The sequence below is a fragment of the Borrelia parkeri genome (assembly GCF_023035815.1).
Classification (GTDB): Bacteria; Spirochaetota; Spirochaetia; order Borreliales; family Borreliaceae; genus Borrelia; species Borrelia parkeri.
Genome location: NZ_CP073164.1, coordinates 141,183 through 156,947 on the forward strand (window position 1 = coordinate 141,183; position 15,765 = coordinate 156,947).

Annotated in this window: 11 protein-coding genes and 2 pseudogenes; 11 read left to right on the forward strand and 2 right to left on the reverse strand. The window is 29.1% G+C overall.

Annotated elements, in window-relative coordinates:
• Nucleotides 1-72 precede the first annotated feature (72 nt).
• The 9 genes from bpSLO_RS05930 (at nucleotide 73) to bpSLO_RS05970 (ending at nucleotide 11,446) form a co-directional block, all read left to right on the forward strand.
• On the forward strand, nucleotides 73-1,557 hold the full coding sequence (locus bpSLO_RS05930) for a BTA121 domain-containing protein surface lipoprotein (protein WP_246989987.1): 1,485 nt from the start codon (nucleotides 73-75) through the stop codon (nucleotides 1,555-1,557).
• A gap of 224 nt (nucleotides 1,558-1,781) precedes the next feature.
• Nucleotides 1,782-3,083, forward strand: a complete 1,302-nt coding sequence (locus tag bpSLO_RS05935; protein WP_246989988.1) for a BTA121 domain-containing protein surface lipoprotein — start codon at nucleotides 1,782-1,784, stop codon at nucleotides 3,081-3,083.
• A gap of 115 nt (nucleotides 3,084-3,198) precedes the next feature.
• Nucleotides 3,199-3,423 carry a BTA121 domain-containing protein surface lipoprotein gene (locus bpSLO_RS05940; protein WP_246989989.1) on the forward strand — a complete coding sequence of 75 codons (225 nt, stop codon included), beginning with the start codon at nucleotides 3,199-3,201 and terminating at the stop codon, nucleotides 3,421-3,423.
• 606 nt (nucleotides 3,424-4,029) lie between these two features.
• Nucleotides 4,030-5,484, forward strand: a complete 1,455-nt coding sequence (locus bpSLO_RS05945) for a BTA121 domain-containing protein surface lipoprotein (protein WP_246989990.1) — start codon at nucleotides 4,030-4,032, stop codon at nucleotides 5,482-5,484.
• Between the two features lie 232 nt (nucleotides 5,485-5,716).
• Nucleotides 5,717-6,883 (forward strand): BTA121 domain-containing protein surface lipoprotein, encoded by a 1,167-nt coding sequence (locus bpSLO_RS05950; RefSeq protein ID WP_246989991.1) that lies wholly within the window; start codon nucleotides 5,717-5,719, stop codon nucleotides 6,881-6,883.
• 233 nt (nucleotides 6,884-7,116) lie between these two features.
• A complete protein-coding gene (locus bpSLO_RS05955; RefSeq protein ID WP_246989992.1) occupies nucleotides 7,117-8,523 on the forward strand; it encodes a BTA121 domain-containing protein surface lipoprotein in 1,407 nt (468 codons plus the stop codon).
• A 214-nt stretch (nucleotides 8,524-8,737) separates the two neighbouring features.
• Nucleotides 8,738-10,195 (forward strand): BTA121 domain-containing protein surface lipoprotein, encoded by a 1,458-nt coding sequence (locus tag bpSLO_RS05960; RefSeq protein WP_246989993.1) that lies wholly within the window; start codon nucleotides 8,738-8,740, stop codon nucleotides 10,193-10,195.
• Between the two features lie 215 nt (nucleotides 10,196-10,410).
• Nucleotides 10,411-11,298: a BTA121 domain-containing protein surface lipoprotein gene (locus bpSLO_RS05965; protein ID WP_246989994.1), complete on the forward strand. Its 888-nt coding sequence runs from the start codon at nucleotides 10,411-10,413 to the stop codon at nucleotides 11,296-11,298.
• On the forward strand, nucleotides 11,273-11,446 hold the full coding sequence (locus bpSLO_RS05970) for a hypothetical protein (RefSeq protein WP_246989995.1): 174 nt from the start codon (nucleotides 11,273-11,275) through the stop codon (nucleotides 11,444-11,446). The genes bpSLO_RS05965 and bpSLO_RS05970 overlap by 26 nt, the downstream gene beginning before the upstream one ends.
• Before the next feature lie 111 nt (nucleotides 11,447-11,557).
• Here the strand turns inward: bpSLO_RS05970 and bpSLO_RS05975 are convergent.
• Nucleotides 11,558-12,427: pseudogene (locus tag bpSLO_RS05975) on the reverse strand (phosphoglucomutase); the annotation flags it as partial.
• Between the two features lie 154 nt (nucleotides 12,428-12,581).
• Here bpSLO_RS05975 and bpSLO_RS05980 point away from each other — a divergent pair.
• A pseudogene (locus tag bpSLO_RS05980) lies at nucleotides 12,582-14,037 on the forward strand (UTP--glucose-1-phosphate uridylyltransferase).
• Nucleotides 14,000-15,067: a glycoside hydrolase family 3 N-terminal domain-containing protein gene (locus tag bpSLO_RS05985; protein WP_025407547.1), complete on the forward strand. Its 1,068-nt coding sequence runs from the start codon at nucleotides 14,000-14,002 to the stop codon at nucleotides 15,065-15,067. The pseudogene bpSLO_RS05980 and the gene bpSLO_RS05985 overlap by 38 nt, the downstream one beginning before the upstream one ends.
• 57 nt (nucleotides 15,068-15,124) lie before the next feature.
• On the opposite strand, the gene bpSLO_RS05990 is transcribed toward bpSLO_RS05985, so the two are convergent.
• The gene (locus bpSLO_RS05990; RefSeq protein WP_246989695.1) at nucleotides 15,125-15,658 is read right to left on the reverse strand and encodes a hypothetical protein; all 534 of its coding nucleotides are present in this window, start codon (nucleotides 15,656-15,658) and stop codon (nucleotides 15,125-15,127) included.
• Nucleotides 15,659-15,765: the final 107 nt, after the last annotated feature.

The following is a 15,765-nucleotide window of genomic DNA, read 5'->3' on the forward strand; positions in this document are numbered from 1 at the left end:
TATTATAATAATAAGTTTTATATGATAAAAATCAATTTATAGATTGGGCTTTATTAAAAGGAGAGATGTTTAATGAAAAAGAGTAATAGTGTGTTATTATTGTTACTGGTTATAAATTGTGATTTTAAATCCCAAGGGGCTGACCCTCTTAAAGGGGTCTTGGTTAAAAAAAATTCTTTTGTTGCAAAACCTTTAACTACAACCCATGATTTTAAATCCTTTATAGGTAAAAATCCTGTAGAAGTTGTAGAAGAGAAAAGTGTGGATGTAAAAATTGATGAATTTCTTAATGAATGTGGGATATCAGCTCAAGACAGGGAATCAAATGTATATTTAAGAGATTACTTAACCAATTCTGATTTTGATAATAACTCATTTTATACCTTTATAACTGAAATAGGTTCTGTGAAGACTAAGGAGCTTTTGGGAGATTGGTTAAATTTTTATAACTTAATAACAGAAATTAAACCAATGATTGGAAATATTAAAAGAGAGAGATCAAAACAACAATTGATATCTGAGCTTGATAGTGAGTTCAACGATTCTTTTATACCAAAAGAGTTAAAAGCTCATTTTGATGATGAGAATATTGATTCTTCTATTAAAATGTATAGTTCATTAAGAGAGTCAAATGATTCAATTTTAGAATATTTACGTGAACTGAAAGACAGAATTACATATGTTATAAAAGGTGAAGCAATATATGAAGGTCTAATTGGTCAAGAAAAGCAAGAAATTGATGATATACGAAAATTAGCAGTTTTTTCTGATGTTAGTGATGGCATTTATAATGAAGATGATTATAATGATCATCAATTTTATTCTGTGTTAGGATTTTTTGGTATTGCTAAGTTGAAGAGATTGTTAGAGGTTAATTTACATGAGTTGATTAGAGTACGAAAAGAAGCAGAGGATACTATTAAGAATGTAGAGGATGACTTCTTTGTCAAAGTTTTGAAAACTAAATTTGATGAGTATAATGAATTCGCTGTAAGTATACTACGAAATGCATTTAGTATGACTAGTGATTATGTATTGAAAGATAAAATTATAGACTCTCATAATAGAATTGTAGATGGCTTTATGAGAATCACAGATAAAGCTAGACGCTCAATAAAATTTAAAACAATATACTCAAATCTGTCTAGTTCTGATGCTGCAGTTATTATTGATCTACGAACTATATTAACTGATTCTAGTATTGGCAGTAAAGATGAGGATGGAGTAAGTTTTAAAACGTATACCTATTATGAGTTTGAGTATTTATTGGGTGGTTTAAATGAAGATCAGGTTGAGAAAATGATAGTAAAAATTCGAAAAGCTTTGAAATTGCAAAATGATATTTTACAAAGGATAGATGCTATTAAAGACAGTAAAGGTAAAGATCAGCTAAGAAGAGATTTTTTTAATCAAAAGAAGCATTATGAATTTTTGCTCAAAACTAACTTTAATTGTGTTAATATCAATTCTAATGATATATATAATGTCTTTATGTCTTTTAAAGATAATGAAGATGGATTTAACGCCATTCAAGCCCGGATTTTAGAATTAGTATAGAAGAAGTATAAGCGAGAGGGCTTGAGAAAATTAAGCCTTAGGTATAAAAATTATTTAAGGCTTTTGATTTCTTTCAATTTATACGGGGGAATGCTAATTAAATATACAGGTAAATATTTCAAGAATTATGTTGTAGGATATTATAATAATAGGTTTATATGATAATAGATTAAGTTATAAATTGAGTGTATTTTTGAAAAAAAGTTAAAAAAAGGGGATATTTAATGGTTGAGGTAAAGAGTCATAATTTATTAATATTACTGTTATTGCTAATAATAAGTTGTAATGCAGGTTCTCAAGGTGTTTTTTCACTTAAAGATAGCTCGTTTAAGTATAGTTCGTTTCGAAAGAGCTCGCTTGGATACAGTTCTCTTAGTGATAGCTCGTTTCGAAGAAGCTCGTTTAGTAGTAATTCTTTTAAAAGGAACTCGAGTGATATAATATCATCTAGAGAAAATTTGCTTAAAGGGGACTTGCTTGAAAAATCACTGGTTGAAGCATCCACAGTTAAAAATAATGTAAAAAAATTGGGCAAAAGTAATATCTTAAATCCTTCTGAAATGGGGAGCGTAGGGGTAAAGCTAGATGTTAAGCTTGACAAGCTTCTTGGTACATTTGGGATACCCTTTAACGAAAGGCAAGTAATTACATATATACAAAGAATATTAACTGATCCTAATATTGGTGGTTCTCTAGGTTATAAATTTTATGATAACGAAGAATTTTATAACTTGCTTAGTGATTTAGGTGCTTTAAGATTGAAAAAAATTATAGAATTTCATTTAAAGATTATTGAAGCGCAAAATGATGCTAAAGTAGCTATTCGCGATGTGAAGGATACAAAATTAAAAGAGAGATTGCAAACTAGATTTAAAGAATACAATAAGGCTTATCCATTGCATTTAAAAGGATTATTCAGTAAAGCTATTTCTGATAATGTTTATGATAAAGTTATAGGTAGTGATTATAATTTTAAGTTTAATACGATTACGGACAAAGCTCGTAGCATGATAAACTTTGAAAGTCTATATGCAGAATTGTCAGGTGATCAAAGGATTGCAGTTGATAATATACGGATGATAGTAACTGATCCTAGTATTGGTAGTACCGAAGGTTATAAGACGTATAGTACGGATGAGTTTTATAACTTACTTTATAGCTTAGATGCTTTTAAGATCAAGACACTTATAAAATTTCATGTAGAAAATGTTATAGCACGCAACGAGTCTCTAGCAGCTATTCGAGATGTTAAGGATGCAAAATTAAAAGATAGATTACAAACTAGATTTAAAGAGTACAATAAGGCTTATCCATTACATTTAAAAGAATTATTCAATGAATCTACTCCTGAGGGGGTGTATGGTAGAGTTATAAATAGTAAATATGCGTCTAAATTTGTTGAAGTTAAATCAGCCTCTCTTGGTTTTATAAAAAGTAGATCTCCATATACAGGGTTATCAGGTGATAAAGGTATTGTAATTGAATATATGCGGGGAGTAGTAACTGATGCTGATATTGGAAGTTAGCTAGGTTACAAGACTTATGATAATGAAAAATTTTATAGCTTACTCTATAGTTTAGGTGATGTTAAGTTGGGTGAGATTATAAACCATATTCAAATAACTCTTAAAGCACGAAGTGATGTCCAAGCTAGCTATAGAGGATGTTAAGGACGCGAACTTAAAACAGAAATTGGTACGTAAGTTTAAAGAAAAGGAGCGTTCTTATTTAGTTGCGTTAAAATCGGTCTTTAATAAATCTACTCCTGGGGAAGTGTATAGGGCCGCTATAGGTATTGATCATTCGAATAATTTTATATCCATTAAAAGTGATGTTGCTAGTCATTTACGCAAAAGAGAGGTTTAGTACTTAGAAGAGTAGTTAAACTTTGGATTTCAAACATCTAAGGTTTTTTATTTATACTTATAAATATTGCTAAATGAGGACTGTATACTTATGTCTTTTGAAATATTTGCTCATAACAATTAAATATGAAGAAGGATATTGCAGCACAGTCTTTGCTTGAGAAGAGATTAAACCTGTGCATGGAGACAAGATTTATGTTATCAAAATCAACATATAGTGTTTAACACTAAAAGTCTAATGCTACCCTGAGTAAGGGGCTTTATTGATGCTTGAGCATAAGAAACATTGTAATGCGTATCAGTATACCAAAATTAAGGCTTACATTGCAAGCTTGTCTAATTCTCATATGACAAAAGATTATTTAATGTAGACTTAAAATGCCTTAAAAAAGTTTGCTATTCTATCTGAATTTAATATACTGTACGGAAGTCATTGATTTCTTTTTTTGTATGGACTATAAAACTGTCAAGAACCCAAAACCTGTTTTATTCTTATATAATGTTAAAAAAAATATTATGGATGGAAGTTATGTTAATGCTTGGATGTTGTGATAATATAGTAATGTGTTTTATATGATAATGGATTAAACTTAAAAGGAGATATTTAATGATAAAGGTAAATCATCTTGGTGAGTTCTTAGCCTTAGCCTTAATATTAATGTTGTTATTCTTGCTAATTATAAGTTGTAATTTAAAATCCCAAAGAGATATTGCGTTTAGAGAGAATTTAACTGTAGACGGATCTTTAAAAAATTTAAAAAAGCCTGTTGTAGGCGATATAACTGTTAAAATTAATAATCTGTTAGATGCATTTAGGATATTTGATGATGAGAGAGACGTAATTAATAATATACAAATTGCAATCACTGATCCTAATATTGGTAGTGCTGGAGGTTTCAAAACGTATGATATGGATGAGTTTTATAATTTGCTTGATGGTTTAGGTTCTCTTAAGCTTAAGGAAATTATAAAAGTTCATTCAAATGCTCTTGAAGTTCAGGTCCAAGCAGAAAGAGAAGCTAGATCAGTTATTGATAGTGTTAAGGGAGACGTATTAAAGCGACGTTTGGAGAATATGTTTAATCAGCACAAGGATTACTGTCTATCTTATTTAAAATGGTTATTTAATGATCCTACCCCTGACACGGTGTATTTTAGAGTGATAAATGATAATTATGTTGATAAGTTTAGTAAGATTAAAGACCGTATTCAAAGTGTTATAGAGGATGAAAGGCAATATGCAGGGTGGATGTCAGCGTCAGAGCTTGAATCAATTGCATTTATACGAGATATATTAACCGATCCTAGTATTGTTGGTTATGGAGGTCTTAAGACCTATAGTAACTCTGAGTTTTATAACTTGTTAAGGAATTTAGGTGATACTATTTTGAAGGAAATTATACAATTTCATTTAAATAATCTTAGAACAGAAAATGCGGCTTTAGTAGCTATTGAGAATCTTCAAGAAGGTTATGAAAAACAACAATTGCAATATAAATTGTATTTTTATAAGCTTAAATATTCATTATATTTGAAAGAGTTATTTAGTGAGCCTACTTCGGATGATATTTATCGCAAATTTCTGGTTAGTCTTTATGATTTTTTTAATCTTTTTGCTAAGCTTGAGAGCGATGCTTTAGGCATTATGAGGGGGAAGGAACTATACTCAGGACGGATGTCTTCTTCAGAGCTTGCAGTAATTTGGTATATACTACTTGTAATAACTGATCCTGATATTGGGGGTTTCACAATATATAATTATGAAAGATTTTATAACTTATTAGAGCAGTTAGGTGATGTTAAGGTTAAAGTAATTATACAAAATATCCAAAAAACTCTTAAAGCACAAGATGAAGCGAAAACGGCTGTAGAGAATGTTAATGACGTGAACTTAAAACAAAGATTAGAAAGTGATTTAAAAGAAAAAAATAGCGCGTATGTGTTGGCACTAAAAGAGGCATTTGGTAAGTTGAGTTATGATTCTATTTATCAAACAACTAAAAATGTTGATTATGTTAATTGGTTTAATGCTATTAAAGATACTGCTTCTAGCAGTATTTAGAGCCAATGAAGCTATTATTTCCATAGTGAATCTTTAGCTATGATCCTTAAAGAATAGTTAAGCTTTAAATATTAAAATTTAAAGCTTTTAATTTTTATTTAAATGAGAAATATACAAGTGATATTTTTTAATAAATTATTTTAAATAAATAATATTTTAAAGTTATTATATTGTGTTAACATAATAAATAAGGTTTATATAATTAAATTAAATTTGAAAAAGGAGCTATTTAATGTTTAAGGTAAGATATTTTAGTGAGTTACCGATATTAATATCATTTTTATTGCTAATTATAAGTTGTGATTTAGACTCTTCAGAAGATTTTGTAACAAGTCTATTTGGAAAAGGATCTGTTGTAGAACGTGAGTATGAAAATTTAGTACAAAAATATTTGAAAGGACTTGTAGAAGAATTTACAGAAGATCTTTCAGAAGAGTCTAGAGTAATTACAGAAATGGATATAGATACGCGTATAGAAGAACAATTTGATTTAAAATTGAAGAATCTTTTAGACAAATTTGGAATATTTGACAAGGATAGGAAAGTCGTTGGATATATGTACCTTGTGACCACTGCGGATAATAGTGATGATATTTTAATGCTTAAGCAGTATACTAGCGATGAGTTTTTTAATTTGTTGGAACAATTAGGTGCTGAGAGATTAAAAGACATGATAGAAGCTTGTTTTAGTGATCTAAGAGCACTATCTGAATATAGACCAAAAGTTAAAGAAATTCTAAAGGATATTAAGAGGGATTCAATAAGACAAAAATTGGAGGGGGAGCTTGCTTGGTACGAAGAGTCTACTGCCTATCCATATTATTTAAGATGTGCATTTAAGGATTCTAATCCTGATGTTGTATATGCTCAAGTCATGTATGTAGGTCCTGCTTATGTTTTGGGTAGGATTTATTCAGAGGCTAAAAGCATTCTAAAGATTGAGAATGTGTACTCAGAGCAGTATTTAGAACAACCTTCTGAGAGCGAATGGAGAATAATTGATTATATACGAGATATATTAATTGATGAGAAGATTGCTCAGAATAAAAATTATAAGACGTATACTATTTCTGAGTTTTATAACTTGCTTGGTGATTTAGATGTTACTAAGATTAGGGAAATTATAAGCCGTACTCAAGAGACTCTTACAGCATACGAAGACGCCAAAGTGGCTATAAGTGGTATTAATGACTTAAGATTAAGGCAAGACTTTAGTAATAGGTTGGAGAAAAGATTGAGTGTTTATGGAAGGACCTTAAAAGGGGTCTTTAATAAATCTGATATTGATGCTATTTATAGAGCAGCTATAAATAGTAAATTTATTGATGAGTTTGCTGTGATTCAAGACGAAGCTAAACTTATTTCAATAAACTTAGCAAGTAGTTCTTCAAAAGAGTAAAAGAGTAGCTTGCTAAAAATTTCAAAAATTAAGCCTTGGATTTTAAACATCTAAGGTTTAATTTTATTTAACTAGTTTAATTTTAATTTATAATGTAAAGATAGGTAAATACTTATAATAAGTATATTAGTAATAACATAATAACAATGCTTGAAGTTTATGGTAGAAATGTTAATACAACAATAGGTTTATCTTATAATAAGATAATTTTAATTTGAAAAAGGAGATATTGAGTGGTCAAAAAAAGATATAAGGTTATGTTATTAGTAATAATATTATTTTTAGTAATAGGTTGTAAATTCCAAGAAAGTGCCATGCGTGATGAAAAGTTTCTTGAGAATAACCTTGTTGGAGGATTTTTTAAAGTATTTAATGATAATATAGGAGATGTTAAGCTTAATAATTTACTAAGTGCGTTTGGGATATCTTATGAGAGAAAGAAAATAATGGAAGAGATACAAAATGCAGTAACTGATCCTTATATTGGTAAACTTGAAAGTTATAAGACGTATAATACGGATGAATTTTATAACTTACTTTATAGTTTAGGTGCTCTTAAAGTAGAGGAGATGATAGATTCTCATTTTAAAAATCTTCAAGTTCAAGGTGAGGCTCGCAATGCCATAAAGGATATAATTGAATCTGACTTAAGACAAGAAATGCAAAATAGGTTTAATGATCACGTGAATGATTATCCATTATATTTAAAATGGTCATTTAATGACCTTACTTCTGGTGGGGTGTATAATCGATTTATGAATGGTGGTTATTTTATTGGGTTTGCTAAAATTAGAGACGATTCTATAGACATTTTAGGGGGTGATGATGTATACATGGGGCTTTCTGATTCACAGCAAGATGTAATTGATGATATGCGAGATATGGTAATTGATCCTAAGAGAGGCTCTTTGATGCACGTAACTTATGATACTAAAGGTTTTTATGACTTATTAAATAAGATGCGTGCTGCTAAGGTTAAGAAAATGATAAAGGTGTATTTGGAGAACAAAAAAGCACGACAAGAATTAGAACTAGAAGCTAGAGAAGCTATTTTGGAGGTTAATAGAGAGGAATTGAAACAACGCTTGGAGAATGATCTTAATAAATTGAATGATGATTACTCATTGTATTTCAAAGGGTTATTCGATACTTCTAGTTCTGATAATGTGTATTTTAGAGTTATAGATGATAATTATGCTACTAGGTTTATTAAAATTAAGAATAATGTTGGGTATATTGTAGAGTTTGATAAGCTATATAAAGGGTTATCAGATGTGCAAAGAAAAATACTTGATGATGAGATACGAGTTATAGTAACTGATGCGGATATTGGCAAGGATAAAGACTATAAAATTTATGATGATTTTACGTTTGAGCTCTTGTTAGGTGAGTTAGGCACTACTAAAGTTGAAAAAATGATACAAGTTTATTTCAAAAGACAAGTAACTCAGAACGAGGTTCGCAATGCTATAGGTAATATAAGTGGGGATGATGCAAAACAACGCTTGAGGAATATTTTTGTTCGTTACAAAAATGACTATAAATTACATTTAAAAGAATTATTCAGTGAGTCTACTGCTGATGAGATATATAATAGATTTATAAATGATGATTATACTATTGGGTATTATGCTGATTAAGAACGATGCTGATCGCAGTTAGAGGTGAAAGTTAAGGATTTTAAACATCTAAGGTTTTTAATTTATTTTAATCATTTTAATTTATAAGGTAAGTATTGATAAATTTTTATACAAATATATTAATAATGCTTGGAGGTTTTGGTATATATGTTAATATGATAATGAGTTTTATCTCATAATAGATTAATTTTAATTTGAGCAAAGGAGATATTTAATGATAAAAATTAGACATATCAGTTTGTTACTAATAGTAATATTACTATTATTGCTAGTAATAAGTTGTAAGTTCCAAGGAAATACTGATCTTACAGAGACCTTGCAAGCAAGCTTAAGACCTATAAGAGAAGCAGGAAGCGATAATGTGGATATTAAAATTAATAGTCTTTTAAACGCATTTGGGATATTTGCTGAAGAAAAGGGCGCAATTGCATATATACGAAGTATAGTAACTGATCCTAGTATTGGTAGTGTTGAAGGTTACAGAACATATGATGATGAAGATTTTTATGATTTGTTAAGACAGCTGGGTTCTTTTAAACTAAAAGAAATAATAGAAGTTCATTTAAAAATTTTCAATACCGCTCCAGACGCAGCTTTAGCAGCCATAAATAATGTTATGGAAAGTGAGGAAAAGCGAGACTTACAAAATAAACTGAGTAGTTACAAAGATGCTTATCCATTGCATTTAAAAGGGTTATTTAGTAGGTATGTTTTAAATGATGTGTATTTGTACGTTATGGGTGATGATTATGCTGTTAAGTATGCTGAGCTTGAAGATGAGGCTATAAACATTGTAGTGGGCGTGGACGTATATGCAGGGCTTTCTGATTTGGAACTAAGAGTAATTAATTATATAAGAAGTGTAGTAACTGATTTCAAGGTAGGGCCTCTGGGTCATAAAACGTATAGTAATTCTGAATTTTATGACTTATTAAATAAGATGCGTGCTGCTAAGGTTAAGAGAATGATAAGAATTTATTTAGGGGACAAAAGAGCACAAAAGGATGCCGAAGCAGAAATTAGAACAATTATTGCAAATATTCAGGGAGATAGAGCCAAAAAACACTTGGAGAGTACTATTGATAATTTGAATAATTCTTATTCAGTGCATTTAAAAATGTTATTTGATAGATCTACCCCTGATGAGGTGTATGATATAGTGACGATTGATAATTATGCTTCTAGGTTTATTAAGGTTTATGATGAGGCTAAACGCATTTTAGAGTTTGAAAATCTATGTAACAACGAGATATTAGATGCGGAGCTAAAAGCAGTTAAAGATATGCGAAATATAGTGATTAAGTCCGGTATTGGTAGAGCCGAAGGTTATTCAATGTATGATGATTATACGTTTGATTTTTTGTGTGGTAGTTTAGGTTCTGAGATACTTAAAAAAATTATAAAACTTCATTTAGAGATTATGGATAGACAAGAAGAGGCTCTTGAGGTTATAAAAAATCTTCAAGAAGGCTACGAAAAACAAAATTTGCAAGATAAGTTTATCGGGTACAAAAATGCCTATGCTTTGCATTTAAAAATGTTGTTCGATAGATCTCCTTCTAATGCTATTTATGATGAAATTGTAAAGGGTAATTATGTTGATAAGCTTATTAATCTGAAGGAAGCAGCATTTACTGAGATAAAAAAATCAGTAGGGCAGATAGTATTTTAGTTAATTCTTAAAAAAGTACTTAAAGTAATTGAGCCTTAGATATAAATATTTAAGGTTTTTAATTTTTACTGATAAATAAAATGTTAAAGATTTATCTTAAGGATTAGTTGTGTTAATGCTTGTTAAAGATTATGATATTGTAATACTACAATGATAAATTTATATAATAGTAGGTAAAATTATGGATTAATTTGAACTTAAAAGGAGTATATTAAATGGTTAAGGTAAAGTATTCCATTTTGTCTCTAGTATTAATAGTAGTATTAAGATTAATATTTCTATTATTGCTAGTGGTAGGTTGTATGACTTATATAAGTTGTAATTTAAAACCCCAAGAAGATATCACTTTTATAGATAATTCTTCAAGAAAAGAATCGCCTGGAAAAAAATCGTCTAAAGGAGAAGAGTTTAGACTGAAATTGTTTAAAAAGAACTCTTTGGGAAGAAAATTGCTTGTAAAGGACTTGTTTGAAAAGTTTCCGTTTAAAGAGAAATTGATTGTAAAAAATCCTTCCAAAGATCATCTACATTATCATGTAGATAATCATGTAGATAATCATGTATGTAAATTAAAAAAGAATGAGATGGTGAGGATTTTTGTAACAAATGCAGAAAAGAAAAATCTAGATACTGAACTTAATGATATATTAGACATGTTTGGGATATTTGATGAAGGAAGGGAAGCAATTAATGATATACGATATGTAGTAACTGAACCCGATATAGATTTTTTGTATAGTAAGACGTATTCTGATGGAGAATTTTATGATTTACTCTATAACTTAGGTTTTCTTAAGTTAAGGGATATTATAAAAGTTTATTTAAAGGTTTGCAAAGCATATTGCAAGCTGGAAGCAGCTATAAAGGATGTTAAGAGAGAAAACTTAAGAAAAGAATTGATGGATGAGCTTGTTTCTTACAAGAATAATTATCCGTATCATTTAAAAGAGTTATTCAGAGGTACCCCTGATTATGTATATAGTAAGATTATGGGTGATAATTATGCGCATAATCTTATTAAGATGGAAAATAAAGTTAGAGATGTTATAAAGGGTGAGATATTATACTCAGGACTACATGTTGAGAATAGACGAGTTGATTGAGTATATACGAAAGTTAGTAATTAGTTCTGATACTAGTGATGGTAGGCGTTATAATGATTATGAGTTTTATTGTGTATTAGGTTTTTTAGGTTTTAGTGAGTTTAAGAGACTTATAAGAGTTAATTTAGGAGCTTTTTTAGAACACTAAAAGGAGACCGAAGAGAAGCTTTGCCTCATCTACAATATTCACTTAGTAGGAATAGTAATTATATTTTTGGAGGTGCAGTTATGGATGTTTGTAATAAATGGGTGCATGCGCTTGTTTACACATGTTTAAAGATGCCCCCTCAGGAGTCATCCCATGCTTAAAGATACCAATTTCTGTGTTATAAAATTCCAATTTTATTCCCAAAGATTCAATCATTTCCCTATCAATTGAGTTAATGCGAGAACTACCATTCATCTCTCCTATGATTCCTATAGGTTCTTTTTTGATAGTTTTTTTTAGTATGTCAATATTTTTTTGATTATGTGTGTCTGAATATATTATTTGCTGCATTAATGACTTATATGAGTTATAAGATTGTGTTTTATGTCTAGCCTGTGAGGTGATAATTGCTTCATATGTTTTTAAGTGCAGAGCATTGGTATTAAACTTTTGTAAGCTTGTTATTAGATTGTTTATTAAAGTTTCATTTTCAATGTTGGATCTGATCTGACATATTATTTTCTTTATTTCATTTGAATTTAGCACGCCTCCATCATTTAATCCAATTTTAATGCCATTATATCCTGTAGGATTATGACTGGCAGAAATGTATATAAATCCTTTTGAATTTTGATGTTCTTTTGTATAAGCTAAGATTTCTGGTATTGGGAGTATTCCAAAAAAATTTACATTGTTATTGTTTAAAATTAAGGTTTTAATTATAATCTCTGAGATTATAATTCCAGTTGCTCTTGAATCTAATCCAACATTGATATATTTTTTTGGTTTATCTTTAAAATAATTTGATATTGTAAGGGTTATAAGAGCAACCAATATTTTGTCGTCATCATTGATTTCATATTCTATTGAATTTTCATTTTTTGATTTTGCAAATATCTTTCTAAATCCTGAAGGAGAAAGTATCATTTCATTAATAGCGTCTCTTAGATTTGTCATATTTAATATATACTTTTTTAGCATCTTTTCCCCTTCATTAGTATATTTTAATTTAATATTTGCCTTTATTTATAGTACTATGATTATAGTAACATATTCTATTACAATAAGCATTATTGATGGTGCTTCTTATAATATGTTAATTTTTGTTTACCTTGTCTTCAAATGAGGTTTTGGTATGTATGAAGTAATCGATGAAAATTTTTCTAAAAAAATGCTTGATATGCTTAATATGCATAAACTTAAAACTTTAAGCATATCTGTTAAGAATTTTCCTGATGAGAGTCATGGCAGTATTTTAAGTCTTGCTAATAATTCTGTTAAATTCAAGTTTAAAAAGGAACTTGTTGAACATAATTTGAAAAAATATATTGATGATTTTACAAAGTTTTCGGTTTCATCAGAAAGTAATTTTTATGTTTTTACTGGTGATGATTTGGAGAGACTAGGGTTATTTCTTTATCCTTATCTCTCGTTTGGTATTTTAAATGGGGGTTCTGCGACTAGTTATTTTGATATACTGAAAAATAACGATTTTAATGAGGAATTGTATTCTTTATATGAAGATAAAATACTTGAAGCCAGGAGTTTTTTTGGGCATTTGCCAAAGGGAATAACACCTGCATATGTTAATAGGGATGGTAGTTATGGATTTTCATTTTTAGCATTAAAAATACGACATCTTTTAATGCTTTCTAAGAGATATTGTGAGATTTATGGTAAGAGTGTTAAGCCTTCGATTTTTCAGATGACAAGTTTTAAGACTTATAAACCGATTTCTAAATTTTTAGATAATATTTTTGATGATAATTTGATTAAAGATTTGAATTCTTGTGGTTTTCAAAGGGCAGATATTTTGACAGCGATTCAGCCTTTGGTTTATTGTTATAATAAATTAGATGATGGTCAATATGAATATTTTAGCTATTGTAGTAATGGCAAGAGAACTTTTTTGGCTTTACCCGCTGGTCATGGTCAAAATTTTAAAGTTTTAAGAGATATTTATTTAAAACTTTATAATTCTGGAAAAAAAATTTGTGTACATTGGTAATGTTGATAATATTGGTTTTACTGTTAATTTACAGACTCTTGCCATAATGGCTATAACTAATAGTTCTTCTGGCTTTGAATTTAGTATTAAAACCCCACTAGATACAAAGGGTGGGGTTTTAGTCTTGGATGATGATAATAATTTAACATGTGTTGATATTGGTAGTGTTATTTCTAAAGAAGCTGTACTTAAAGCTGAATGTAGAGGTGATAGGATTTTGTTTAATTGTGCTACAGGTCTTTTTAATTTAGAATATTTGATAGAAAATATGGATAAAATAATATCAGATATGCCTATGAGAATTATTGAACAGGATAAAGAGATTGGTAGATATACTGCAATTGAGCAAATAACTTGGGAAGTTATAAGAATATTAGATAATCCATTAATTTTTGAGGTCAATAGAGAAGATAGGTTTCTTCCTGCAAAATTATTTGTTAATACGCTTATTATGAGTAATTACATGAATGATAAAATTTCGGGTACTATTTCTGATATTGCTAGATATTTAAATTATGCTCTTAATAATGCATTGAAGAATAAATATGATTTGGTATTTAGGCAAGGTAAGTGGGATGTTTAGATTTGTGTTATTTGGTCTTTTGTTGTCTAGTTTGGTTTTACTAGGCTCCATTCCTGATATAGATTATGATTATTTTGAAAATGATAAATTTGATCTTGTAGATATTGATGAATTTTTAGGAAGAGTTAATGTTAATAACATTTTGAGGGGACGTTGTTTTTTTATTGGCATTAGGAATGTTGCTAATCCTAGTGCTGTGCAAGCACTAAGTAAAGAAGACCTTGATAAACTAAGAGAGATAAATCCAGTAGGAATTATTTTATTTAGAGAAAATTTTAAGGATGCACAACAAACTAAAGAGTTGATTGAAGAGATAAAGAGACATCTTGGTTCTGACATATTGATTGCTGTTGATGAAGAAGGAGGACTAGTTAGTAGAGCTAGTGAGAATAAAAAATTGGGAGTTTATAATTTTCCTGCTATGGAATCTGTTGGAAAGACCGGAGATTCTCAGCTTGCATATAAGATTGGTGAAATTCTTGGGAAACAGCTTAGACGACTTGGTATTAATGTAAATATGGCACCTGTAGCAGATGCTAAATTTTCTCCAAAGAGCCCTTTAGGTAGCAGAACTTTTGGGTATTCATCTTATAATATTGGTCTTATGGTAGAGGCATTTATTGATGGGATACAAAGGGAAGGTGTGTTTGCTGTGGTTAAACACTTTCCTGGACTTGGAGGCACAAAAGTAGATACCCATAAAGATTTAGCCTTATTACCTTATAGTAAAAATTTTTTAATGGTAAATAATTTTATACCATTTCTTTTTGGAAAGGAAGCAAAATTTATTATGCTTGGGCATGTACTTGTTCCTAAGATTTCCGGAGATGTAAGTAGTATGTCAAAAGATATTGTAGATATTATAAGACATAATCTGAATATCTTTAGTATTATCATGACAGATGCATATGATATGGGTGCAATTGTAAATAATTTTAGTTTGGGGCATGCGATTAAGAAATCACTAAATTCAGGTATTGATGTTGTGCTTATTCCAGAAGGGTTTAAGAAACTTAATGTAGAAGAATGAATATTTTTAATTTTGTATAAAGGAAATTCTTATTAACAATAATCAGTATTGTTATGATTAGATAGGAAAGGTAATAGCTATATCGACTAAAAAATACTCACGTAGAGAAGAAGAAAATGTAGAGAGGATAGAGAATAAATTATTAATTGGAATGTTAAGTTTAACAGAGACAAAAGGTAATACAGGGAAAAGAAAAGCAGAGATATTATTACCAGTAATAATGGAAGTTCTAAGGGCTATAGGTAATTGAGTACCTACTAAGATATTGATAATGAAAGAATATATGTGTATTTGATATTTCAATATATAAAGAGAAATAGATAGAGTAAAATAGACATTTGAGAATGAAGTTGGATCGTATGGATAAAAGTGAATGGGGATGATATTGAAATCAATCCATTCATTGTAAGTTATGGTTATTCCAATGAAAGCGTAATATTTGTAATGTTGATTATAAGAAGTTAAATTTATATAATTGTGTTGAATGATACCTATTTGTAGTGGTTTTATATTTTCATTATTAAATTTTTCACTCCATGCATGGGTATATATTATTAATAAGTGTAGTGATATAAGTATTGAATTTTTCATTGTGTGTGTAAGAAATTGTAACATGTTATTAAGGAATAAAGAACGGTTTTTTCTTATGGATGGAAGGAAGGTAATAATAATATTTTATACTATTAACAATTAAACTA

Excerpts from the sequence above, each read along its gene's own strand:
- bpSLO_RS05950 (WP_246989991.1), top strand. The coding sequence starts at position 5,717 with ATGTTTAAGGTAAGATATTTTAGTGAGTTACCGATATTAATATCATTT.
- bpSLO_RS05945 (WP_246989990.1), top strand. The coding sequence starts at position 4,030 with ATGATAAAGGTAAATCATCTTGGTGAGTTCTTAGCCTTAGCCTTAATA.
- bpSLO_RS05965 (WP_246989994.1), top strand. The coding sequence starts at position 10,411 with ATGGTTAAGGTAAAGTATTCCATTTTGTCTCTAGTATTAATAGTAGTA.
- bpSLO_RS05930 (WP_246989987.1), top strand. The coding sequence starts at position 73 with ATGAAAAAGAGTAATAGTGTGTTATTATTGTTACTGGTTATAAATTGT.
- bpSLO_RS05940 (WP_246989989.1), top strand. The coding sequence starts at position 3,199 with ATGTCCAAGCTAGCTATAGAGGATGTTAAGGACGCGAACTTAAAACAG.
- bpSLO_RS05990 (WP_246989695.1), bottom strand. The coding sequence starts at position 15,658 with ATGAAAAATTCAATACTTATATCACTACACTTATTAATAATATATACC.
- bpSLO_RS05935 (WP_246989988.1), top strand. The coding sequence starts at position 1,782 with ATGGTTGAGGTAAAGAGTCATAATTTATTAATATTACTGTTATTGCTA.
- bpSLO_RS05985 (WP_025407547.1), top strand. The coding sequence starts at position 14,000 with ATGATTTGGTATTTAGGCAAGGTAAGTGGGATGTTTAGATTTGTGTTA.
- bpSLO_RS05960 (WP_246989993.1), top strand. The coding sequence starts at position 8,738 with ATGATAAAAATTAGACATATCAGTTTGTTACTAATAGTAATATTACTA.
- bpSLO_RS05970 (WP_246989995.1), top strand. The coding sequence starts at position 11,273 with ATGTTGAGAATAGACGAGTTGATTGAGTATATACGAAAGTTAGTAATT.